General features: G+C 65.7%; 21 protein-coding genes. 7 read left to right on the top strand and 14 right to left on the bottom strand.

Annotated elements, in window-relative coordinates; all coding sequences use genetic code 11:
- Positions 1-18 precede the first annotated feature (18 nt).
- From IAG39_RS29935 to IAG39_RS29910, 6 genes are all read right to left on the bottom strand, one after another.
- Complete coding sequence (locus IAG39_RS29935) at positions 19-1941, bottom strand: branched-chain amino acid ABC transporter ATP-binding protein/permease (RefSeq protein ID WP_059379992.1); 1923 nt, start codon at positions 1939-1941, stop codon at positions 19-21.
- A 3-nt stretch (positions 1942-1944) separates the two neighbouring features.
- Positions 1945-2817: a branched-chain amino acid ABC transporter permease gene (locus IAG39_RS29930; protein WP_013396765.1), complete on the bottom strand. Its 873-nt coding sequence runs from the start codon at positions 2815-2817 to the stop codon at positions 1945-1947.
- Between the two features lie 143 nt (positions 2818-2960).
- Positions 2961-4124: an ABC transporter substrate-binding protein gene (locus tag IAG39_RS29925; protein ID WP_059379993.1), complete on the bottom strand. Its 1164-nt coding sequence runs from the start codon at positions 4122-4124 to the stop codon at positions 2961-2963.
- A 326-nt stretch (positions 4125-4450) separates the two neighbouring features.
- Positions 4451-5392, bottom strand: a complete 942-nt coding sequence (locus IAG39_RS29920; RefSeq protein WP_165867885.1) for a LysR substrate-binding domain-containing protein — start codon at positions 5390-5392, stop codon at positions 4451-4453.
- Positions 5393-5444: 52 nt separating this feature from the next.
- Positions 5445-5756, bottom strand: coding sequence for an antibiotic biosynthesis monooxygenase family protein (locus tag IAG39_RS29915; RefSeq protein WP_118933239.1), 312 nt, complete (start codon positions 5754-5756; stop codon positions 5445-5447).
- A 101-nt stretch (positions 5757-5857) separates the two neighbouring features.
- On the bottom strand, positions 5858-6490 hold the full coding sequence (locus IAG39_RS29910) for a LysE/ArgO family amino acid transporter (RefSeq protein WP_054457287.1): 633 nt from the start codon (positions 6488-6490) through the stop codon (positions 5858-5860).
- A gap of 146 nt (positions 6491-6636) precedes the next feature.
- Between IAG39_RS29910 and IAG39_RS29905 the strand changes: the two genes are divergently transcribed.
- Positions 6637-7536, top strand: coding sequence for a LysR family transcriptional regulator ArgP (locus IAG39_RS29905; protein ID WP_042796077.1), 900 nt, complete (start codon positions 6637-6639; stop codon positions 7534-7536).
- Positions 7537-7555: 19 nt separating this feature from the next.
- A complete protein-coding gene (locus tag IAG39_RS29900) occupies positions 7556-8056 on the top strand; it encodes a copper chaperone PCu(A)C (RefSeq protein ID WP_059379997.1) in 501 nt (166 codons plus the stop codon).
- Positions 8057-8297: 241 nt separating this feature from the next.
- Here IAG39_RS29900 and gdhA read toward each other — a convergent pair whose 3' ends face one another.
- A complete protein-coding gene (gene gdhA, locus IAG39_RS29895) occupies positions 8298-9644 on the bottom strand; it encodes an NADP-specific glutamate dehydrogenase (RefSeq protein ID WP_054456908.1) in 1347 nt (448 codons plus the stop codon).
- Positions 9645-10073: 429 nt separating this feature from the next.
- Positions 10074-10685, bottom strand: coding sequence for a LysE family translocator (locus IAG39_RS29890; protein ID WP_118933238.1), 612 nt, complete (start codon positions 10683-10685; stop codon positions 10074-10076).
- Between the two features lie 110 nt (positions 10686-10795).
- On the opposite strand from IAG39_RS29890, the gene IAG39_RS29885 reads away from it, so the two are divergent.
- On the top strand, positions 10796-11728 hold the full coding sequence (locus IAG39_RS29885) for a LysR substrate-binding domain-containing protein (RefSeq protein WP_118933237.1): 933 nt from the start codon (positions 10796-10798) through the stop codon (positions 11726-11728).
- Here IAG39_RS29885 and IAG39_RS29880 read toward each other — a convergent pair.
- Positions 11710-12498, bottom strand: a complete 789-nt coding sequence (locus IAG39_RS29880) for an exodeoxyribonuclease III (RefSeq protein ID WP_054456902.1) — start codon at positions 12496-12498, stop codon at positions 11710-11712. The two genes, IAG39_RS29885 and IAG39_RS29880, sit on opposite strands and share 19 nt — an antisense overlap.
- Before the next feature lie 132 nt (positions 12499-12630).
- Between IAG39_RS29880 and pyrE the strand changes: the two genes are divergently transcribed.
- Entirely contained in the window at positions 12631-13314 is a 684-nt protein-coding gene (gene pyrE, locus IAG39_RS29875) for an orotate phosphoribosyltransferase (protein WP_118933236.1), read from the top strand.
- On the opposite strand, the gene IAG39_RS29870 is transcribed toward pyrE, so the two are convergent.
- The 5 genes from IAG39_RS29870 to gatC form a co-directional block, all read right to left on the bottom strand.
- Positions 13287-13838, bottom strand: coding sequence for a type II toxin-antitoxin system VapC family toxin (locus IAG39_RS29870; RefSeq protein ID WP_223283410.1), 552 nt, complete (start codon positions 13836-13838; stop codon positions 13287-13289). The two genes, pyrE and IAG39_RS29870, sit on opposite strands and share 28 nt — an antisense overlap.
- Positions 13835-14083 carry a hypothetical protein gene (locus IAG39_RS29865; RefSeq protein WP_059380002.1) on the bottom strand — a complete coding sequence of 83 codons (249 nt, stop codon included), beginning with the start codon at positions 14081-14083 and terminating at the stop codon, positions 13835-13837. Before IAG39_RS29865 ends, IAG39_RS29870 begins: the two co-directional genes overlap by 4 nt.
- 100 nt (positions 14084-14183) lie before the next feature.
- On the bottom strand, positions 14184-15641 hold the full coding sequence (gene gatB / locus IAG39_RS29860) for an Asp-tRNA(Asn)/Glu-tRNA(Gln) amidotransferase subunit GatB (protein ID WP_118933235.1): 1458 nt from the start codon (positions 15639-15641) through the stop codon (positions 14184-14186).
- A gap of 4 nt (positions 15642-15645) precedes the next feature.
- Positions 15646-17181 carry an Asp-tRNA(Asn)/Glu-tRNA(Gln) amidotransferase subunit GatA gene (gene gatA, locus IAG39_RS29855; protein WP_118933234.1) on the bottom strand — a complete coding sequence of 512 codons (1536 nt, stop codon included), beginning with the start codon at positions 17179-17181 and terminating at the stop codon, positions 15646-15648.
- 3 nt (positions 17182-17184) lie between these two features.
- Positions 17185-17493 carry an Asp-tRNA(Asn)/Glu-tRNA(Gln) amidotransferase subunit GatC gene (gatC, locus tag IAG39_RS29850; protein WP_054456891.1) on the bottom strand — a complete coding sequence of 103 codons (309 nt, stop codon included), beginning with the start codon at positions 17491-17493 and terminating at the stop codon, positions 17185-17187.
- Positions 17494-17720: 227 nt separating this feature from the next.
- Here gatC and IAG39_RS29845 point away from each other — a divergent pair, with 227 nt between their 5' ends.
- From IAG39_RS29845 to mreD, 3 genes are all read left to right on the top strand, one after another.
- The gene (locus IAG39_RS29845; protein WP_006216320.1) at positions 17721-18764 is read left to right on the top strand and encodes a rod shape-determining protein; all 1044 of its coding nucleotides are present in this window, start codon (positions 17721-17723) and stop codon (positions 18762-18764) included.
- Positions 18765-18848: 84 nt separating this feature from the next.
- Positions 18849-19733 (top strand): rod shape-determining protein MreC, encoded by an 885-nt coding sequence (mreC, locus tag IAG39_RS29840; protein ID WP_042796087.1) that lies wholly within the window; start codon positions 18849-18851, stop codon positions 19731-19733.
- Positions 19720-20286, top strand: a complete 567-nt coding sequence (mreD, locus tag IAG39_RS29835) for a rod shape-determining protein MreD (protein ID WP_059380005.1) — start codon at positions 19720-19722, stop codon at positions 20284-20286. Before mreC ends, mreD begins: the two co-directional genes overlap by 14 nt.
- Positions 20287-20294: the final 8 nt, after the last annotated feature.

Here is a 20294-nt window from a genome sequence, read left to right as displayed (position 1 = left end):
CTTGTTGTCCCCTTGGCGTCAGGCGGGCGCGCCGCCCAGATACGCCTCGATGACCTTGGCGTTGCTTTGCACTTCGTTGGGCAGGCCCTCGGCGATCTTCTGGCCGAAGTCCAGCACCGACACGGTGTCGCAGACTCCCATCACCACGTCCATGTGGTGTTCGATGAGAATCAGCGTGATGCCGTGGTCGCGCACCTTGCGGATGATGGCCAGCAGTTCGACGATGTCGGGCGCGGTCAGGCCGGCCGCGGGTTCGTCCAGCAACAGCAGTTGCGGGTCCAGCGCCAGCGCGCGGGCGATTTCCAGGAGGCGCTGTTTGCCGTAGGGCAGGTTGCGCGCCTCTTCGCTGGCCAGGGATTCCAGGCCCACGAATTCCAGCAGCGCCATGGCGCGGGCGCGGGCGCCCTGTTCCTCGCCTTTCCACTTGGACGTGCGCAGCGCGATGCCGGCCAGGCCCGTGGTGAAGGTGTGGTGCAGGCCGACCAGTACGTTTTCCAGCGCCGTCATTTCGCCGAACAGCTGCACGTTCTGGAAGGTGCGCGCGATGCCGGTTTCGGCAATGTCGGCCGGTGTCATGCCGACCAGCGACTTGCCCGAGAACTCCACCGCGCCGGCGGTCGGCACGTAGATGCCCGTCAGCACGTTCATCATGGTGCTCTTGCCGGAGCCGTTGGGGCCGATCAGGCCATGGATGGTGCCGCGCTTGACGGTCAGGTCAACCTGGTTCAGCGCCTTCAGGCCGCCGAACTGCATCAGCACGCCCTTGGCCGCGAGCAGCGTGTCGCCCTTGCCCTTGGCCGCATCGGGCACGGCTTCCTGCGCCTTCACCAGATCCGATTTGACCGAGAGCGCGGCGCGGCGGTTGGAGAAGAACAGGTTGCGCACGAAGCCCACGATGCCGTCGGGCAGGTAGTACACGACGAACAGGATCATGGCGCCGAAGATCGTCAGGCGCCAGTCGGTGACCGCTTCCAGCCAGTATGAGAACACCGCCAGCAGGATGGTGCCGATCACCGGCACGGCGACGCGGCGGGGTTCGGTGCGGCCCTTGGAGATCGCGATGGCGCTGCCGACAGTGACCAGGATGGCCACGGCCAGCGCGATCAGCCGGAAGGTTGCGATGTCATCCAGCATCTTGGGAAGAAGCACGATGATGGACGCGCCCAGCAGCGCGCCCGTGCGGCTCTTGCGTCCGCCCATGATGATGGCCAGCAGGAACAGGATGGTCAGTTCGAAGTTGTAGGTGTTGGGCGAGATGTACTGTTCCGAATACGAGTACAGCGCGCCGGCCAGGCCGGCGAAGCCGGCGCTGATGACGAAGGCGAACACCTTGTGCCGGTAGACCGACACGCCCATGCAGTCGGAAGCGATGGGGCTGTCGCGCAGGGCCTCGAACGAGCGGCCCAGGTGCGACTTCAGGATGCGGTGCACCACGATCAGCGACAGCACCAGCAGCGCCGCGACCAGCCAGAAGTATTCGCTCTTGGTCAGCACGTGTCCGGCGATGGCGGGCTTGGAGATCTTGATGCCCAAGGGCCCTTCGGTCATGAAGGTCATCTCGTTGATCAGGATCTGGATGATGGTGCCGAACGCCAGCGTCACCATCGCCAGGTACGGCCCTGTGACCCGCAGCGCCGGCAGCGCCAGCACCGCGCCGAAGGCCGCCGCGATCAGGATGGCGGCGGGCAGGATCACCCAGATGGGCATCTGCAGATGGAAGAACAGCACGCCGGCGACGTACGAGCCGATGCCGAACAGGCCGGCGTGGCCCAGCGACACCTGGCCGGTGTAGCCCACCACGATATCGAGCCCGAACAGCAGGATCGAATAGATCATGATGGTTTCGATCAGGTGCAGGTAGTACGTGTTGGTCACGCCCAGCGGCACGGCGGCCAGGCAGGCCACGGCCACGATGGATAGCAAAAGGTGCAAGGGTTTCATCGCTTACACCTTCTTGATCGCGGTCTTGCCGAACAGGCCGGCGGGCTTGAAGGTCAGTACGAGCAGCAGCAACACCAATCCCGGCACGTCTTTGTACCCCGTTGAAAGATAGAAACCGGTGGTCGTTTCGGCGATCCCCAGGATCAGTCCGCCCACCACCACGCCCATGCCGCTGGACAGGCCGCCGATGATGGCGACCGCGAAGGCCTTGAGCCCCAGCACCGCGCCCATGGTGGCGCCGGTCAGGGTCAGCGGCGCGACCAGCACGCCGGCGAACGCGGCCGTCAGCGAGGACAGCGCGTAGGAAAACGTGATCACCATGCCGGTGTTGATGCCCATCAGGCCGGCGGCGTCGCGGTCGTTGGACGTTGCGACGAAGGCCTTGCCGTAGATGGACTTGCGATTGAAGATTTCCACCAGCAGCATCATCGCCAGCGCGCCGAACACCACCAGCAGCTCCATGGGCAGCACGTTGGCGCCCAGCACCTGGATCGGCGCTTCCGGCAGCGGCGAAGGGAAGCGCAGGTCGTCGCGGCCCCAGATGTTCTCGGCGACGTTCTTGAAGATGATGCCCAGCGCGATGGTGGCCATGATCCAGCCGAACTCCGAGCGGGTCTTGATGGCGGGCCTGACGCCCACGCGTTCGACCAGCGCGCCTTGCGCGAATCCGAAGATGCAGACGATGGGTATCATCACCCAGTAGTTCACGCCCAGGCCGACCAGCGTCAGGCCGACCAGCGCGCCCAGCATCAGGGCTTCGCCCTGGCCGAAGTTCAGGGTGCCCGACGTGGCGAACGTGAGCTGGTATCCGAACGCGATGACGGCATAGATCATGCCCAGCGCGATACCGCTATAGATGAGCTGTAGAAGAATCATGGTGTGTGTCGTGTGGCGCTGTGGTTCCGTCCCAACCCCCTTGGGCAGAACGCGGTTTTCAGGCGGCGGCAAGCCCGCGCCCTGGGCGACAGGGCGCGGCTGGCGGCGGCCGGGCAGCCGCCGCCGTGATGCGCTGCGGGACCTTAGTTGGCCTTGATGACGCGGCCGCCCTTGACCTCGCCGATGACCACTTCCTTCGCGGTGATCGCGTCGTGGTTGTCTGCGCTGAAGGGCTTGTTGTAGGTCATCACCACGCCCTCGACGGGCGTCTGCAGGTTTTCGAGGGCCTCGCGGACCTTCGGGCCGTCGGTGGAGTTGGCCTGCTTGAAGGCCGCGGCCAGCAGATAGATCGAGTCATAGCCCTGGGCGGCCGACACCGGCGAGTCGATGCGGTTGTTCTTGGGCTTGAACTTGGCCAGGTAGGCGTCGATGAAGGCCTTGCGCTTGGGCGTGTCCGGGTCCTGGATGAAGGTCTGCGGCATGCGCGCGCCTTCGCCGTTGGCGCCGGAGTTGTCGATGTAGTTGGCCATGGACAGGGTCCAGCTGCCGATGATCGGCACCTTCCAGCCCAGCTTGGTCATGCCGTTGGCAACCTGGGCCAGTTCGGGACCGATGCCGTAGGTCAGCACGGCTTCGGCGCCGGCGGCCTTGGCTTTCAGCAGCTGGGCCGTCATGTCGACGTCCTTGATGTTGAACTTCTCCACGGCCACGGGCTTGATGCCCTTGGCGTCCAGGGCCTTTTCCAGGTCTTCGCGGCCGAGCTGGCCGTAGTTGGTGGAGTCGGCCAGGATCGCGACCTTCTTGAAGCCGCGGCGGGTCACCGCTTCTTCCACGATCATCGGGGCCTGGATGCTGTCGTGCGCGGCGTTGCGGAACACGTAGTTGTTCGGGTATTCCGGCGCCTTGAACTGGTGCGTGATCACGCTGCCCGTGGCCACGTTGTTGAACACGGGAATCTTGGCGTCCTGGTAGAAGCGCTGCGAGGCCAGCGCCACGCCGGTATTGATGTAGCCGACGGTGGCCGCCACCTGTTCCTTGTTGATCAGCTCTTGCGCGATCTGCACGCCGCGCTCGTTCTTGGCTTCGTCGTCGCGTTCGACGGCGATCAATTGGCGTCCCATGACGCCGCCGTTCTTGTTGATTTCTTCAATGGCCAGGCGCACGCCGTCGCGCATGCTGACGCCCATGGAGGACGAGCCGCCTGTATAGGGGCCGGCCACGCCGATCTTGATGGGGTCGGCGGCGTGGGACGCGGCCGTTGCGGCAAGTGCAAGGGTTCCTGCAAGCAGCTTCAAACGAAAATCCATGGATGTCTCCGTTGTAATTGGTAGAACTGCGTGGAAAACCGTGTGCCGGCGCCAGGCGGCGGAAATCGTTGCTGCGGCGCTCTCCTGTGTGGCGTGTCGTGACTGTCTGCCTAATCACTTACGCGAAACTGACCCGGCAGGGTTTTTCCGCGTAAATACCTAGTACAAACGTATAGGGTGTCCTGCCATGCGCGATGGCGCGGCCTGGGATTGGGAAGGGGGCGGCTGCGTGCCGTTGAGGACATGGGCGGGACGTTGCATTGGCCGCATCCTAGCCAGCGCGGCGGCGGATTGCGCGGAATTTCATTCCGCCCCGGCCTGGAAATTTATTCCTTACCGGCCTGCGGGCCTTGCGGCCATTGGGAAACCTGTTTGCACACGCCTTCCAACCATAGGGAAAACGCTTGGACTGCCCTGCCCGGCGGGCGCGAGGTTTCGGTGCACAGGTAATACTGGCATTCGCCGGGAATTTCGATGTCCAGGACGCGCACCAGCTTGCCCTCGTCCAGCCATTCAGCCGCCAGCGCGCGTCGCGTGAGCGCCAGGCCCTGGCCGGCGCGCGCAGCCGCCAGCATGATGCCCAGGTCCACCAGCCACACGCCGCGCGCGGGCTCGGGCCAGTCCAGCCCGGCGGCGGCCAGCCAGGGCCGCCACGGCTCCATGGGGCAGCGCAGCAGTTGCGCCCGCGCCAGATCGGCGGGCCGCTCGAAGGGGCCATGCTGGTCGCGGTAGCTGGGCGCGCAGACGGCGAACACGGGATCGGCCGTCAGTTGGCGTGCGTTCAAGCCTGGATATTTGCCGCTGCCGAAGCGCACCCAGACGTCGGCATTGGGCGGCATGATGTCCAGGTAGGGAATGGACAGCATGATTTCCAGCTCCACCTCCGGATGCGCGGCGGTGAAGCCGGGCAGCGCGGGGATCAGCACCTGGCGGGCGAACGTGGGGGTAGAGACGACACGCAGGGGTTCGAGCTTGGGTTCGCCGCGCTTGTGCAGGGAGGCGTCCGACAGCAGGTCCAGCGCGGTACGGACCTGGTCCAGGTATTCGCGCCCGGCGGAGCTCAGCGTGGCGCCGCGGCTGCTGCGGATGAAGAGGGTGACGTCCAGCAAGGTCTCCAGCGCGGCGATGCGCTTGCCGATGGCGCTGGCGGTGACAAACAGCTCTTCGCTGGCGCGTTCGAAGGAACCCAGGCGGGCAGCGGCTTCGAAGGCCTGGATGGCGGCAAGGGGGGGCAGGCGCACATCTTTGGAAGGGGAGGGACCGCGCATGATCGTCTGGCGGGCCGGTGTTGCGCCCGACGAAAGAATGGCAACCGGCAGATTATAAGGACGGCGGGGCCAGCCCCTCGCCGTAGCGCCTGAGCACCTGGCAGATTTCCACGCGATAGCCGTCCAGCCAGCGCGCTTGCGCGGCCTTGGCCTGCAGGTGCGCGGGGTGGCGGATCAGTTGTTCCAGCGCCTCCAGCGATTCCCAGTAGTAGACGTTGGAGATCAGGCCGCGCGTGGCGTCAGCCCAGCTCTCTTCGCCCGCGTAGCCTGGAATGGCGCGGGCGGCGGCGGCGATGGCTTGATCCAGGCGGTGGAAATTATCGTCGAACTGCCTGGCGGCGAAGATGAAGGTGGAGCTGTACATGAGGGACTCCGGACGTGGCGGGTGCAGCAAGCAAGAAAACCGGCCGCTGGAGGATCCGGGCGGCCGTTCGGGGAACTTCTGGAGAGGTGGCTTGAATGCGCCTACACGCCCTTGAGGGCCAGGCTGACCGCCAGCGCGGCCATGACCACCGCGATGATGCCGTCCAGCACGCGCCAGGCCGATGCGCTGGCGAAGAACGGGGCGAACAGGCGCGAGCCGATGCCGAGCACGGCGAGCCACAGCAGGCTGGCGGTGAAGGCGCCGGCGGCGAATGCCATGCGTGCTTCCTCGAAGCCGTGCGCCAGCGAGCCGACCACCACCATGTCCAGCCAGAAATGCGGATTCAGCAGCGAAAAGCCCAGCGCGCCCAGCATGGCGGCGCGGCGCGAAGGCACCACGTCGCGGGCGGCGGCCAGGCCGCCGGTGGCGGTCCAGGCGCGGCGCGCCGACTGCAGCGCGTACCACGAAAGGAAAGCCACGCCGAACCACAGCACGGCGGTCGTCAGCCAGGGGAACCAGGCAGTGAGCGCCTGCAGGCCGGAGACGCTGGCGAAGATGAAGACGGCGTCGATCAGCGCGCAGATGGCGACCACGCTCAGGAGGTGGGCGCGCATCAGCCCCTGTCGCAGGATGAACGCGCTTTGCGCGCCCACGACCGCGAACAGGCCCAGCCCGGTGGCCGTGCCGCTGGCCCAGGCAGTGAAAAAGAGGGGGGATGACAACGTGGCGAACATGACCTGCACCTGTGCTGCTACGCCTGTGGCGGCGCTTGGATGACAACGCCGGGCGCTATAGGCGCTCCGGTAATAAGGCATTTTCGCTTGCGGTGAATATGAAATAAAGCTAATTTTCCTTCACTATCTTAAGCAAAACTAATTTTATGAAAATCGATCACGGCAACCTGCGGGCCCTGGCCGCGGTGGTGCGGGAAGGCAGTTTCGAGCGGGCGGCGCTATCGCTCAGCGTCACGCCATCCGCGGTGTCGCAACGGATCAAGGCGCTGGAGGACCGCATGGGCCGCTTGCTGGTCCAGCGCACCGTGCCGGCGGTGGCGACGGCGGACGGCCAGGTGCTGGTGCGGCTGGCCGAGCAGACGGCGCTGCTGGAGCATGACGCGCTCGACCGCCTGGGCGTGGCGGACGACGATGTGCCGTATGCCAGCATCCCGGTCGCGGTCAATCACGACAGCCTGGAGACCTGGTTCGTCGACGCGGCCGTACAGTTTTCGGCGCGCACCCGCGCCACGCTGGACATGCAGTCCGAAGACCAGGACCACACCGCGACGCTGCTGCGCAATGGATCGGTGCTGGGCGCGGTGACCGCGCTGGCCGAGCCGGTCCAGGGCTGCCGCATCCATGCGCTGGGCAGCATGCGCTACGTGGCCACCTGCACGCCGGAATTCCACAAGCGCTACTTCTCGCAGGGCGTCAACGCCCAGACGCTGGCGCAGGCGCCGGTGCTGGTGTTCAACCGCAAGGACGCGCTGCAGGCGCGCTTCGCGCACAAGATCGCCGATCCCGCGCCGTGGCAGCCGCCGGTCTGGTGGGTGCCCTCCACCCGCGCGTTCGTGCAGGCCACGCTGGGCGGCCTCGGCTGGACCATGAATCCGCTGCCCTTGGTGCAGGAGCACCTTGATGCAGGTCAGCTGATGCTGCTTCGAGGCCGCGCCTGGGAGGATGTGCCGCTGTATTGGCAGCATTGGCGGGTAAACTCCGAAGCGATGGAAGCCCTGACGGATTCGGTCCTGTCAGCTGCCCGCAGCCTGGTCAGGCGGCGTTAACCCACTAGGAGAACAACCCATGAACATCCGCAAGTTCGCTGTCATCGCCGCCCTGGGCCTGTGTACGGCCGGGTCGGCCTGGGCGAAGGACTACAAGGTTGGCCAGATCGAGGTCGACGACCTCTGGGTGCGCGCATCGGCGCCCGGCCAGTCCAATGGCGCGGGGTATATGGATATCGACAACGACGCCAAGACCGCGGACCGCCTGCTGTCGGTCTCGTCCGACGCGGCCGAGCGCGTCGAACTGCACACGGTCCAGACCGAGAACGGCGTCTCGAAGATGCGTCAGGTGGAAGGCGGCATTGCGTTGCCGGCCGACACGGAGGTCAAGCTCAGCCCGGGCGGCTACCACGTCATGTTCATCAAGCTGAAGGCTCCGTTCGCCGAAGGCGGCACGGTCCCGGCCACGCTGAAGTTCGAAAAGGCCGGCGAAGTCGCCGTGCAATTCACGGTCAAGCCGGCCTCGCACAACCCCGGCATGAACCACGGCAGCATGAACCACGGCACGATGAAGCATTAAGCGCTACGCGCTGCCCGCGCCTGATGGCGCGGGGGTGTAGTCGCATGAAAGACTAAGCCGGCCCAGGGGCCGGCTCAGGCAGCTCCCCGCCGTCGCGGCAGGTCCGTCCAATCAGACAAGAAGAGGCAGACCCGCTCGCATTAGGCTGGTCTCCCCCCAATCGGGGCCGCGCGGAGCCGTGCTCTGCCGGTCCGCAGCGGCGCCCCCCTGGGGGGGAAGCGCGCAGCGCTTCGGGGGGGGATTAATACAAGCCTTGCTGACGCATCGCGTCAGCCACCTTCACGAAGCCAGCGATGTTGGCGCCGTCCAGGTAGTTCACGTACTCGCGCTCGCTGTGGCCGTGGCGCACGCAATTTTCATGGATGTCGCGCATGATGGCGTGCAGGCGCGCGTCGACTTCCTCGCGCGTCCAGGACAGGCGGGCCGAATTCTGGGCCATTTCCAGGCCGGACACGGCCACGCCGCCGGCGTTGCTGGCCTTGCCCGGGGCGTACAGCACGCGCGCCGCGATGAAGGCCTTGGCGGCTTCCAGCGTGGCGGGCATGTTGGCGCCTTCGGCGACGCACAGCACACCGTTCTTGATCAGCGTTTGCGCATCGGCCAGTTCCAGTTCGTTCTGGGTGGCGCAGGGCAGGGCCACGTCCACCGGCACGTGCCAGGGACGCTTGCCGGACTCATAGGTCAGGCCGAATTGGCGGGCGTAGGTGTCCAGGCGGCCGCGCAGGTCGTTCTTGATGTGCATCAGCGCAACCAGCTTCTCGTGCGTGAAGCCGGCTTCGTCCACCACGGTGCCGTTGGAGTCGGAAACGGTCACGACCTTGGCGCCCAGCGCCATGGCTTTTTCGATCGCGTACTGGGCGACGTTGCCCGAGCCCGACACGGACACGCGCAGGCCGTCGAAGGACTTGCCCACGCGCTTGAGCATTTCTTCAGCGAAGTACACGGTGCCGTAGCCGGTGGCTTCGGGGCGGATCAGGCTGCCGCCGAAGGTCAGGCCCTTGCCGGTGAACACGCTGGCGGTCGAGTTGGACAGCTTTTTCATCATGCCGGCCATGAAGCCGACTTCGCGCGCGCCCACGCCGATGTCGCCGGCCGGCACGTCGGTGTCCGGACCCAGGTGGCGGTACAGCTCGATCATCAGGGCCTGGCAGAAGCGCATGACTTCTGCGTCGGACTTGCCCTTGGGATCGAAGTCGGAGCCGCCCTTGCCGCCGCCCATGGGCAGCGTGGTGAGCGAGTTCTTCAGGGTCTGTTCGAAGGCCAGGAACTTGAGGATGGACAGGTTCACCGAGGGGTGGAAGCGCATGCCGCCCTTGAAGGGGCCGATGGCCGAGCTGTGCTGGATGCGGAAAGCGCGGTTGACCTGGGCCTGGCCGCGGTCATCGGTCCAGCACACGCGGAACTGGATCACGCGTTCCGGCTCCACCAGGCGCTCGAGCACGGCATGCTCGGCGTAGTGGGGGTGCTTTTCGATGAAAGGCCAGAGACTCAGCATCACCTCCTGGACGGCTTGCATGAACTCAGGCTGCTGCGGGTCGCGCGCGGCGACGCCACGCAGGAAGTCGTCCAGACTCTGCACTTTCAACATGATCTCCTTGGGGGTGCTTCGAATAGGTGCGGACTGCGCCGGATTGGGGCGCGAAATTTCTTTTTTGGTGCACGGCTGCACCGGTATGGTGCGGGGATTGTAGGGGCAAAATGTTGCCCTGCGCAAAGCCGAAAAATAGTGCCATCACCTTGATATCAAAGCACTTTTTCTTTTAATTTAATAGGGACGTATTAATACTTGGAATCAAGGGAATGAGCCCTTTCTCTAAGGGTTTTGGGCGGAAATGCTTGAATTCCCTGGGGAAATATATGTGTCCCCATTTATTTCTCCCAAGAGGGGTTGCGCTCTTCCGATTTCCGGCGAGGGAAGAAAGGTCGATTTCAGGCATATTCAGGGAGGTATGAAGGCCATTGCCGCCATTATATGTCCCCATTATTTATTTGAGCGAAATCAGACCCTGCGGCAGGATTACAACTGCACGGCGGCCAGCGCCGCGCCCAAGGCCATCAGGACCGCTCCCACCACCCGATCGGCCGCAAGCTGATGATCCAGCAGCATCCGCCGCAAGAATGGCGAGGACACCGACCACGCGACCGCGCCGAACCAGACCCAATGCGCCAGCGACATGAACAGGCCATACCCGAACTGCCGCGACAGCGGCGTGCCGGGCGACACGACCTGCGTATAGGTGCTGACCACGAATAGCGTGGTCTTGGGATTGAGCGCATTGGTCAGAAAGCCGTTGTATAAGGCCTGCCAGCCGGTGATCGGCGGGCGGGCCGACAGGTCGCGGCTGACCTGGGTGCGGTTGAAGAAAGTCTTCCAGCCCATGTAGACCAGATAGCAGGCGCCCGCGAGCTTGATGCCCTGCAGCACCGGCTGCGCGTAATGCGCCAGCAGACTGACGCCGAACATCGTATAGAACACGTGCACCTGCACGCCCAGCGCGATGCCCAGCGCGCAGATCAGGCCGGTGCGCCGGCCGAACAGATAGCTGTTGCGCGTGACCATGGCGAAGTCCGGTCCGGGACTGATGACGGCAAGAATGGTGATGAGGGCGACGGCGATCAGTTCGGTCATGGCGACAGGACGGCGGGTTTCGAAACGGAGCCGGCATTTTGGGATGCTGGCGCGCGCCTGAAAAACGATTTCTAATGCCGGATATTCGTGAAAAAAACTCACCTTTCACCATGAAACTGCCACCGCTCAATACGCTGCGGGTGTTCGATGCCGCCGCCCGCAATCAGGCCTTCGGCAAGGCCGCCGAAACGCTGCACGTGACGCATGGCGCCGTCAGCCGGCAGATCCGGCTGCTCGAGGATGCGTTGGGCGTGGCGTTGTTCGAACGCCGCAACCGGGCTGTTTTTCTGACCGATGCCGGCAGGCAGCTGTTCGAGGTGACTAGCGCCCTGTTCGAGCAGCTGGCAACGGGCCTGGCCAAGCTGCGCCAGCCGGCGGCAGATGCGCCCCTGGTGCTGTCCTGCGAACCCACCATCGCCATGATGTGGTTGATCCCGCGGCTGCCGGACTTCCAGCGCGCCCATCCCGGCGTGCAGGTGCATCTGTACGCGGCGGGCGGACCGGTGGATTTCGCCGCCCAGGGCGTGGACGTGGCGCTGCGCCGCAATGACTTCGATTGGGACGCGGCCCTGCATGCCGAGCGCGTTTGCGAGGAATGGACGGGACCGGTGTGCCGGCCGGGACTGCTCGGCGCCGCGGGCGCGGACCCGGCCGCAGCGGATTGGGGCGGGGCGTCTGCGCTCAGCAGCGCGACGCGTCCGCAAGCCTGGCGGCACTGGGCGCGGGCGGCGGGCGTGAAGCCCCCGCGCCGGGCCGGGCCGGCCTACGAGCATTTCTATTTGAGTTTGCAGGCCGCCGCCGCAGGCCTGGGGGTGGCGATAGGTTCCGCCTTGATGGCGTGCGACGCCTTGCGCGACCGCCGGCTGCAGGCGCCTTGCGGCTTTGCCCGCGACGGCTCGGCCTACGTGCTGCTGTCGCCGCGGCCTTGTTCGGAAGATCCGCGGGCGGCAGCCTTTCTGGAATGGTTGCGCCGGGAAGCCGCCGCAACGCTAAGGGAGGCGGCGGGCGATCCGGTGGATGCTGCTCAGAGCGTGGCGTCGTAGTCGATCGTCAGGGGCGCGTGGTCCGAGAAGCGCTCGTCCTTGTAGATGGCCACGTTGCGGGCGCGGGCGGCGATGCCCGGCGTCGCGATCTGGTAGTCGATGCGCCACCCCACGTTCTTGGCCCAGGCCTGGCCGCGATTGCTCCACCAGGTGTATTGGTCGGGGCGATCGTCGATGGTGCGAAACACGTCGACGAAGCCGCGCTTGTCGAACACGTCGGTCAGCCAGGCGCGCTCTTCGGGCAGGAAGCCCGAGTTCTTCATGTTGCCCTTCCAGTTCTTCAGGTCGATTTCCTTGTGCGCGATGTTCCAGTCGCCGCAGATGATGAACTCGCGGCCGGTGGTCTTGTGCTCGTGCATCAGGGCGTCGATCCAGGGGCCGAAGCGGTCCAGGAAGCGGTACTTGGCCTGCTGGCGCTCGTCGCCGCTGGAGCCCGAGGGCAGGTAAGCGCTGATGACCGACAGGTTCTTCCAGTCGGCGCGGATGATGCGGCCTTCAGGATCGAATTCCTCGCATTCCAGGCCGGCGTTCACACGCTCGGCCGCGTCGCGCAAATAGATGCCCACGCCGCTATAGCCCTTCTTCACGGCATGGTGGAAGTGCCCGGTATAGCCGGGCGGGTGGCGCAGGTCGTCGGTCAGGTCTTCGTCGGATATCTTGATTTCCTGAAGGCACAGCACGTCGGCGGCGTGCTTTTCCATCCAGGGTTGCAGGCCCTTGCGGAAGGCGGACCGGATACCGTTGAGATTGATCGACGTGATGCGCAGCAAAGCGAAACTCCTGTTGAGCGGCCGCCAGGGCCGGGGCAATGGCAGCAATTTAACCGACTCCGCGCCGCCGCCCGGGAATAGCCCCGACAGCGGATAAAATGCTGGCGTTTGCCATCTACCGGACCTTTACGCATGCCCGCCGCCCAATCTTCCGCCACCGCCCTGGATTTCGTCCGCTTCGCCTTGAACGAGGGCGTGCTGCGCTTCGGCAGCTTCAAGGTCAAATCGGGTCGAATCAGTCCCTATTTCTTCAATGCGGGCCTGTTCAACAGCGGACGCTCGGTCGGCAAGCTGGCGCAGTTCTACGCCCAGGCGCTGCTGGATTCGGGCGTGGAATTCGACATGCTGTTCGGTCCGGCCTACAAGGGCATCCCCCTGTCCACGGCTACCGCCGTGGCGCTGGCCGGCCACCCGGACATGAAGGGCGGCGACGTGCCTTTCGCCTACAACCGCAAGGAAGCCAAGGACCACGGCGAGGGCGGCACCCTGGTCGGCGCGCCGCTCAAGGGCAAGGTCGTCATCATTGACGACGTGATCACCGCGGGCACCTCGGTGCGCGAGTCGGTCGAGATCATCCGCGCCGCCGGCGCCGAGCCGGCCGCCGTGCTGATCGCCATGGACCGCATGGAACGCGCGGGTCCCGACGACGCGCTGTCGGCGCATTCCGCCGTGCAGGACGTGGCCAAGACCTACGGCATTCCGGTGGTGTCGATTGCCTCGCTGTCGGACATCCTGGCGTTGCTGCAGGATGATGCGTCGTTCGCCGAACACCGCGAGGCGGTGTTGGCTTATCGGACGAAGTATGGGGTGAAGTGATCGGGCATGCGCCAGTTGGGGGCGTCTGCCTTGTTGTTCGCCGAATAGCGAGCGCTTTCGGCGTCGAAGGAGCCGTATTGGGCGATAGGCTCCGTCAGGCGGGACGGAACTCCCAGGATATCGAGGTTACAGGCCTGGGCGGCCTCATGAAGTCGCTGATCAAAGGTGGCCAGCGTCGCGCCCAGGGTAGTCGCCAGTTCCAGGTATGACGCGTCATAGACGGTGAGCCGGTATTCCCGGGCCAGCGAGACGCTCCGAGAAAGCCAAAGTTGCGTTGGGCGCGATTCCTCGATGATGGGAACAGCCTCCAGAATTTCTCGGAACCGCGCCAGCATGCCGGCGTTCGCCATTCCCGTACGCTCTGCCCGCAATGCTCCGTGGGCGATTTCCAGCGGCCATATGGTTGGTACGCACACGCTGTAGGTGTCGAGATCCTGCAGAATGCGGAACGCCTTGGTACGTAGCGGCTGATCGGGCAGGTTCATCCAGTTCAGGGCGACCGAGGCGTCGAGCACCAATTTCATTCGTGCACCGGCTTGACGGCGGCCCACCAGCTTTCATAGGTGGGATGCTCGATTCCCGGGAACGTCGCGAGCGATTCCAAGGCTTGGTGTGCCTTCTCGCTCATCATGGGGTTGACTGCTTTTATTTGGGCGTAGGGTTCGCCTTCGTGCATGATGACGATGCGAGATCCGTCTCTCGCGGCGACTAGCAGAGTGTCGAGCGTGTCTTTCAGGCGTTCAAGCGGTACTTCAACATAAGGGGTCATGTCTGCCTCCGGCCAATAGTTGATCTGGCCATTCTCGGCAGAAAAAAAGGCTGCGGCAATGCGCCGCAGCCCCTTATCAGACCGATCCTCAGTAAAAGCGTCAGCTATCCAGCTTCTGCTTCAACAGATCATTCACCTGCTGCGGATTCGCCTTGCCGCGGGCGGCCTTCATGATCTGGCCCACCAGCGAATTGAACGCCTTCTGCTTGCCGGCCCGGTACTCTTCCACGATGGCCGGGTTGGCGGCCAGCACCTCGTCGATCATGGCGCCGATGGCGCCGGTGTCGCTGATCTGCTTGAGGCCGCGCGCCTCGATGATGGCGTCCGCCTGACCGCCGTTTTCGCCGGCCCACATGGCGCCGAAGACTTCGCGGGCGATCTTGTTGGAGATGGTGCCGTCGATGATGCGGCCGATCAGGGCGGCCAGCGCCGGCGCCTGGACCGGGGACTCGGCGATGCTCTTCTCGTCCTTGTTCAGGGCGGCGGAGACTTCACCCATGACCCAGTTGGCGGCCAGCTTGGCCTGGCCGGCCGGCAGCGCGTTCGCCACCGCCTGGAAGTAGGCGGCGAGGTCGCGGCTGACGGTCAGCTGGGCGGCATCGTAGGCGGGCAGGCCGTATTCGGATTCGAAGCGGGCGCGCTGGGCGGCCGGCAGTTCGGGCATGGCGGCGCGGACCTCGTCGACCCAGGCGCTGGAGATCACCAGCGGGGGCAGGTCGGGGTCGGGGAAGTAGCGGTAGTCGTGCGCGTCTTCCTTGCTGCGCATGCTGCGCGTTTCGTCGCGGTCGGCGTCGTACAGGCGGGTTTCCTGGACCACCGTGCCGCCATCCTCGATCAGCTCGATCTGGCGCCGCGCCTCATAGACGATGGCGCGTTCCAGGAAGCGGAACGAGTTGACGTTCTTGATCTCGGTGCGGGTGCCGAATTCCTTCTGGCCCACAGGGCGGACCGACACGTTGGCGTCGCAGCGGAACGAGCCTTCCTGCATGTTGCCGTCGCAGATGCCCAGCCACACGACCAGGCTGTGCAGGGCGCGGGCGTAGGCCACGGCCTCGGCGGCCGAGCGCATTTCGGGTTCCGTCACGATTTCCAGGAGCGGCGTGCCGGCGCGGTTCAGGTCGATGCCACTGCCGGGGGCGCCGTTGGCCAGGCTGAAGTCGTCGTGCAGGGACTTGCCCGCGTCTTCTTCCAGGTGAGCGCGCGTCAGGTTGACGGTTTTTTCTTCCTCGCCCACGAAGAACGACAGCGAACCGCCCACGACCACCGGCAGCTCGTACTGGCTGATCTGGTAGCCCTTGGGCAGGTCGGGGTAGAAGTAGTTCTTGCGCGCGAACACCGAACGCGGCGCGATGGTGGCGCCCACGGCCAGGCCGAAGCGGATGGCGCGTTCGGCGGCGCCGCGGTTCATGACCGGCAGGCTGCCCGGCAGCGCCAGGTCGACCACGTTGGCGTGGGTGTTGGGCGCGGCGCCGAATTCGGTGCTGCTACCCGAAAAAATCTTGGAGTCGGTGGAAAGCTGGGTGTGCGTTTCCAGGCCGATGACGATTTCCCAGTTCATGTTCTCAGCCTTGCTGGACCGGGGCACGCGTGTGCCAGTCCGTCACTTGTTGGTAGCGGTCGGCGATGGCCAGCAGGCGGCCTTCGTCGAAGTAGTTGCCGATGATCTGGAGACCGACGGGGCGTTGGTTGCCAGCGCCGCCGAAGCCGCAAGGGATCGACATCGCAGGCAGGCCGGCCAGGCTCACGCCCAGCGTGTAGACGTCGGCCAGCCAGTCGGCCGTGGGATCGTCGCGGTTGTCGCCGATGTTCTTGGCCACCGTGGGCGTCACCGGGCCCATGATCACGTCGCACTGGTCCGCATAGGCGCGCTGGAAGTCTTGCGCGATCATGCGGCGCAGGCGCTGCGCCTGCAGGTAGTAGGCGTCGTAGTAGCCGTGGGACAGCACGTAGGTGCCGATCAGGATGCGGCGCTTGACCTCGTCGCCGAAGCCTTCGGCGCGCGAGCGGCTGATCATTTCGTTCAGGTCGCCGTACTGGGCGGCACGGTGGCCGTAGCGCACGCCGTCGTAGCGCGCCAGGTTGCTGGACGCTTCGGCGGGGGCGATGACGTAGTAGGCGGGAATGGCGAGTTCGGTGCGCGGCAGCGACACCGCCACGCGCACGGCGCCCAGCGCCTCGAACTGGACCAGCGCGGCTTCGACCGCGGCGGCCACGTCGGGGGCCAGGCCGGCGCCGAAGTACTCGGCGGGCACGCCGATGCGCAGGCCCTTCAGGGGCTGGCTGCCGGCGGCGTCGAAACGGCCCTGGGCCGCCTCGAAGTCACGCCGGACGCGGCCGGGCGCGTTGGCGGCGGCGTCGCATTTTTCCAGGCTGGTGGCGTCGCGCGGGTCGAAGCCGCTGATGACGTCCAGCAATTCGAGCAGGTCGCGGGCGCTTTCGGCCAGCGGGCCGGCCTGGTCCAGGCTGGAGCCGAAGGCCACCATGCCGTAGCGGGACACGGTGCCGTAGGTGGGCTTGATGCCGCTGACGCCGCACAGGGCGGCGGGCTGGCGCACCGAGCCGCCGGTGTCGGTGCCGGTGGCGGCGGCCACCAGGCGGGCAGCCACGGCAGCGGCTGAGCCGCCCGAGGAGCCGCCGGGCACGGCGGCATGGTCCCAGGGGTTCTTCACGGCGCCGTAGGCGGAGTTCTCGTTGCCGGAACCCATGGCGAATTCGTCGCAGTTCAGCTTGCCCAGCGACACGGCGCCGGCCTCGCCCAGGCGTTCGACCACGGTAGCGTCGAACGGGCTGACATAGCCGTCGAGCATCTTGCTGCCGGCGGTGGTGCGCCAGCCGCGGGTGACGAAGGCGTCCTTGTGGGCGATCGGGATGCCGGCCAGGGGGCCGGCCGAACCGGACGCCAGCGCGGCGTCGGCGGCGCGGGCCTGGGCCAGCGTCAATTCGGCGTCAATATGTAAAAAGCAATTCAGGCCGCTGGCCGCTTCGGCGGCCGCCAGGCCGCTTTGGGCGAGCTCGACGGCGCTGATCTGGCGTTGCGCAAGGGCCGCGCGCAGGGCGGCGATCCCCTTGAATTGGGTGTGCAGAGCGGGTTTCGTCATGACTTAATCCAGGACCTTGGGAACCAGGAACAGGCCTTCCTGGGCGTCGGGGGCGTTGGCCAGCAGCTCCTCGCGGCGGGCCTCCGAGCTGGGTTCGGTCACGACATCTTCACGCAGGCGCAGCACGATGTCCTCATGGGCGGACAGCGGGTGGGCCAGGGGTTCGACCCCCTGGGTATCGACGGACTGGAGCCGTTCGATCAGGTGGAGGATGCCGTTGAGTTCGGCCTGCGCGACGGTGCGCTGGTCGGGGGTCAGTTCGATTCTGGCCAGCCGGGCAATGCGGGCCACATCTGTGTCATTGAGCGCCATGGGGGATTGCAAATCGATAAGCGAAGGCCGAGGGGCGGGACAGGGCAGTATGCATATGCCGAACCCGTTACAAAGCTTGAATAGCCTGCATTTATGCGCTATTTCCGGGGAAATTATAAGTTATGATTCACGGTTTAATCGCCGTGATGACAGGCGGACCCGTTGTTTTACGGGCCCTACGCCCCGCGGCATGTACCTCATTCCCCCCAGAATTTAGCTGAGCTCCCATGTTCGGATTCCTGCGCAGTTATTTTTCCAGCGATATGGCGATCGACCTCGGTACCGCCAACACGCTGATCTACGTCCGCGGCAAGGGCATCGTGCTCGATGAACCGTCCGTGGTCGCAATCCGTCATGAAGGCGGTCCCCACGGCAAGAAGATCATTCAAGCCGTCGGCCATGAAGCCAAGCAGATGCTTGGCCGCGTTCCCGGCAATATAGAGGCCATCCGGCCCATGAAGGACGGCGTGATCGCCGACTTCACGGTCACCGAGCAGATGCTCAAGCAGTTCATCCGCATGGTGCACCCCCGCAACATGCTGGCGCCCAGCCCGCGCATCATTGTTTGCGTACCCTGCGGCTCCACCCAGGTCGAACGCCGCGCCATCCGTGAATCGGCCTTGGGCGCGGGCGCGTCCCACGTCTTCCTGATCGAAGAACCCATGGCCGCGGCCATCGGCGCCGGCCTGGCCGTGTCCGACGCCAGCGGCTCCATGGTGGTCGACATCGGCGGCGGCACCACGGAAGTGGCGGTCATCTCGCTGGGCGGCATGGTCTACAAGGGTTCGGTGCGCGTCGGCGGCGACAAGTTCGACGAAGCCATCGTCAACTATATCCGCCGCAACTACGGCATGCTGATCGGCGAGCCCACCGCCGAACTGATCAAGAAGGAAATCGGCTCGGCGTTCCCGGGATCCGAAGTCCGCGAGATCGAGGTCAAGGGCCGCAACCTGGCCGAAGGCGTGCCGCGCAGCTTCACGGTCTCGTCCAACGAGATCCTCGAGTCGCTGACCGACCCGCTGAACCAGATCGTTTCGGCCGTGAAGATCGCGCTGGAACAGACCCCGCCCGAACTGGGCGCCGACATCACCGACAAGGGCATCGCCCTGACCGGCGGCGGCGCGTTGCTGCGCGACCTGGACCGCCTGCTGCAGGAAGAAACCGGCCTGCCCGTCGTGGTCGCGGACGATCCGCTGACCTGCGTCGTGCGCGGTTGCGGCGAGGCGCTGGAACACCTTGAGAAACTGGGCGCCATCTTCATCAACGACTAATTTTGCCCGCCAGCCCGGAGCCCCGCTTTTTCACGGCTCCGGCCGCTGCCGGAGCGACGGACGCGGGCGTCCGGGCTGAGATTCATGCAACGACAAGGGACTCCTCCCCTATTCAGGCGCGGCCCACCTGCGGAGGTGCGGCTGGTCGTTCTGGTCGTCCTTGCGTTGGCCCTGATTGTCATGGATTCGCAATGGCGCATGCTGGAACCGGCGCGCCGGGCGATGTCCGTGGCGCTGTACCCCTTCCAGCGCGCCGTCATGGCGCCGCGCGACCTCGTCCAGCAAGTGAACGAATGGGTCAACGCGGCCAATCTCATCCGTAGCGAAAACGAAGCCTTGCAGCGCCAGCGCATCGAGCTGGCCCAGGTGACCACGCATGGCGCCCAGCTGGCTGCCGAGAACTCGCAGCTGCGCCGGCTGCTGGGCGTGACCGATACCGTGGCGCAATCCGCCGTGGTGGTCGAAGTCATGTACGAACCCACCAATGCGTTCACGCAGCGCCTGGTGTTCAACAAGGGCAGCAAGGCGGGCCTGGCCCCGGGCATGCCGGTCATCGACGAAGGCGGCGTGGTCGGGCAGATCGTGCGCGTCACGCCCATGACGGCCGAGGCGGCCCTGGTCACCGACGAGCAGGTCTCCATCCCCGTGCAGCTGCTGCGCAACGGCCTGCGCCTGATTGCGTTCGGCGGCAACTCGCCGGGCAAGATGGAAGTTCGTTACCTTGCCGCCAACGCCGACATCAAGGAAGGCGATACCATCGTCACCAGCGGCGTCGGCGGGCTGTTCCCGGCCGGCCTGCCGGTGGCCAAGGTGACCTCGGTCGAACGCGATACCGCTTCCGGCTTCGCGCGCGCCGTATGCGAACCGCTGGCCCATCCCGAACGCTACCGCCACTTCCTGGTCCTGCAGGTCGATGTGGAGCGCGCCGAGTCCAACCGTCAGGAGGTCGATTCCGGTGGATCGGACTAATCAATCCTCGGGGCAGGCCGCGCGCCGCCTCGGCACCCCCAGCAACGTGCAGCCCGACCGGCTTTCCGGCCCGGCGCACGGCGTGTTCGTCTGGGCCACGGTGCTGGTGGCGTGGCTGGTATCGCTGCTGCCCTGGCGCCTGTGGCAGGGCGCGCCCGACATCCTGCTGCTGATCATCGCCTTCTGGTGCGTGCACGAGCCGCGCCGCGTTGGCCTGTTCACCGCCTTCTTCTTCGGCCTGCTGATGGACGTGCACGACGCCGGCCTGCTGGGCGAACACGCGCTCTCGTACACGCTGGTCGCCTACGGCGCAGTGGTGCTGCACCGCCGGCTGCAGCGCTTCGACCTCTGGAGCCAGGCCATGCACATGCTGCCTGTGTTCTTCATCGCCCGCTTCGTGACCCAGATCATCCATGCATGGCTGGCCGGCAAATGGCCGGGCTGGGACTGGGGCATCAGCGTGCTCCTGACCACCGCCTTGTGGCCGCTGGCGGGCTGGGTTCTGCACTTGCCGCAGCGCGGTGTCGACGACGCTGAATCCTCCTCCGCCTGACGGCGGCG

The organism is Achromobacter xylosoxidans, from assembly GCF_014490035.1.
Taxonomy (GTDB): domain Bacteria; phylum Pseudomonadota; class Gammaproteobacteria; order Burkholderiales; family Burkholderiaceae_B; genus Achromobacter; species Achromobacter bronchisepticus_A.
Note: the sequence above shows the minus strand (reverse complement) of the source record. Positions and strands in the feature narration are given on the sequence as shown.

Excerpts from the sequence above, each read along its gene's own strand:
- IAG39_RS29935 (WP_059379992.1), bottom strand. The coding sequence starts at position 1,941 with ATGAAACCCTTGCACCTTTTGCTATCCATCGTGGCCGTGGCCTGCCTG.
- IAG39_RS29930 (WP_013396765.1), bottom strand. The coding sequence starts at position 2,817 with ATGATTCTTCTACAGCTCATCTATAGCGGTATCGCGCTGGGCATGATC.
- IAG39_RS29925 (WP_059379993.1), bottom strand. The coding sequence starts at position 4,124 with ATGGATTTTCGTTTGAAGCTGCTTGCAGGAACCCTTGCACTTGCCGCA.
- IAG39_RS29920 (WP_165867885.1), bottom strand. The coding sequence starts at position 5,392 with ATGCGCGGTCCCTCCCCTTCCAAAGATGTGCGCCTGCCCCCCCTTGCC.
- IAG39_RS29915 (WP_118933239.1), bottom strand. The coding sequence starts at position 5,756 with ATGTACAGCTCCACCTTCATCTTCGCCGCCAGGCAGTTCGACGATAAT.
- IAG39_RS29910 (WP_054457287.1), bottom strand. The coding sequence starts at position 6,490 with ATGTTCGCCACGTTGTCATCCCCCCTCTTTTTCACTGCCTGGGCCAGC.
- IAG39_RS29905 (WP_042796077.1), top strand. The coding sequence starts at position 6,637 with ATGAAAATCGATCACGGCAACCTGCGGGCCCTGGCCGCGGTGGTGCGG.
- IAG39_RS29900 (WP_059379997.1), top strand. The coding sequence starts at position 7,556 with ATGAACATCCGCAAGTTCGCTGTCATCGCCGCCCTGGGCCTGTGTACG.
- gdhA (WP_054456908.1), bottom strand. The coding sequence starts at position 9,644 with ATGTTGAAAGTGCAGAGTCTGGACGACTTCCTGCGTGGCGTCGCCGCG.
- IAG39_RS29890 (WP_118933238.1), bottom strand. The coding sequence starts at position 10,685 with ATGACCGAACTGATCGCCGTCGCCCTCATCACCATTCTTGCCGTCATC.
- IAG39_RS29885 (WP_118933237.1), top strand. The coding sequence starts at position 10,796 with ATGAAACTGCCACCGCTCAATACGCTGCGGGTGTTCGATGCCGCCGCC.
- pyrE (WP_118933236.1), top strand. The coding sequence starts at position 12,631 with ATGCCCGCCGCCCAATCTTCCGCCACCGCCCTGGATTTCGTCCGCTTC.
- IAG39_RS29870 (WP_223283410.1), bottom strand. The coding sequence starts at position 13,838 with ATGAAATTGGTGCTCGACGCCTCGGTCGCCCTGAACTGGATGAACCTG.
- IAG39_RS29865 (WP_059380002.1), bottom strand. The coding sequence starts at position 14,083 with ATGACCCCTTATGTTGAAGTACCGCTTGAACGCCTGAAAGACACGCTC.
- gatB (WP_118933235.1), bottom strand. The coding sequence starts at position 15,641 with ATGAACTGGGAAATCGTCATCGGCCTGGAAACGCACACCCAGCTTTCC.
- gatA (WP_118933234.1), bottom strand. The coding sequence starts at position 17,181 with ATGACGAAACCCGCTCTGCACACCCAATTCAAGGGGATCGCCGCCCTG.
- gatC (WP_054456891.1), bottom strand. The coding sequence starts at position 17,493 with ATGGCGCTCAATGACACAGATGTGGCCCGCATTGCCCGGCTGGCCAGA.
- IAG39_RS29845 (WP_006216320.1), top strand. The coding sequence starts at position 17,721 with ATGTTCGGATTCCTGCGCAGTTATTTTTCCAGCGATATGGCGATCGAC.
- mreC (WP_042796087.1), top strand. The coding sequence starts at position 18,849 with ATGCAACGACAAGGGACTCCTCCCCTATTCAGGCGCGGCCCACCTGCG.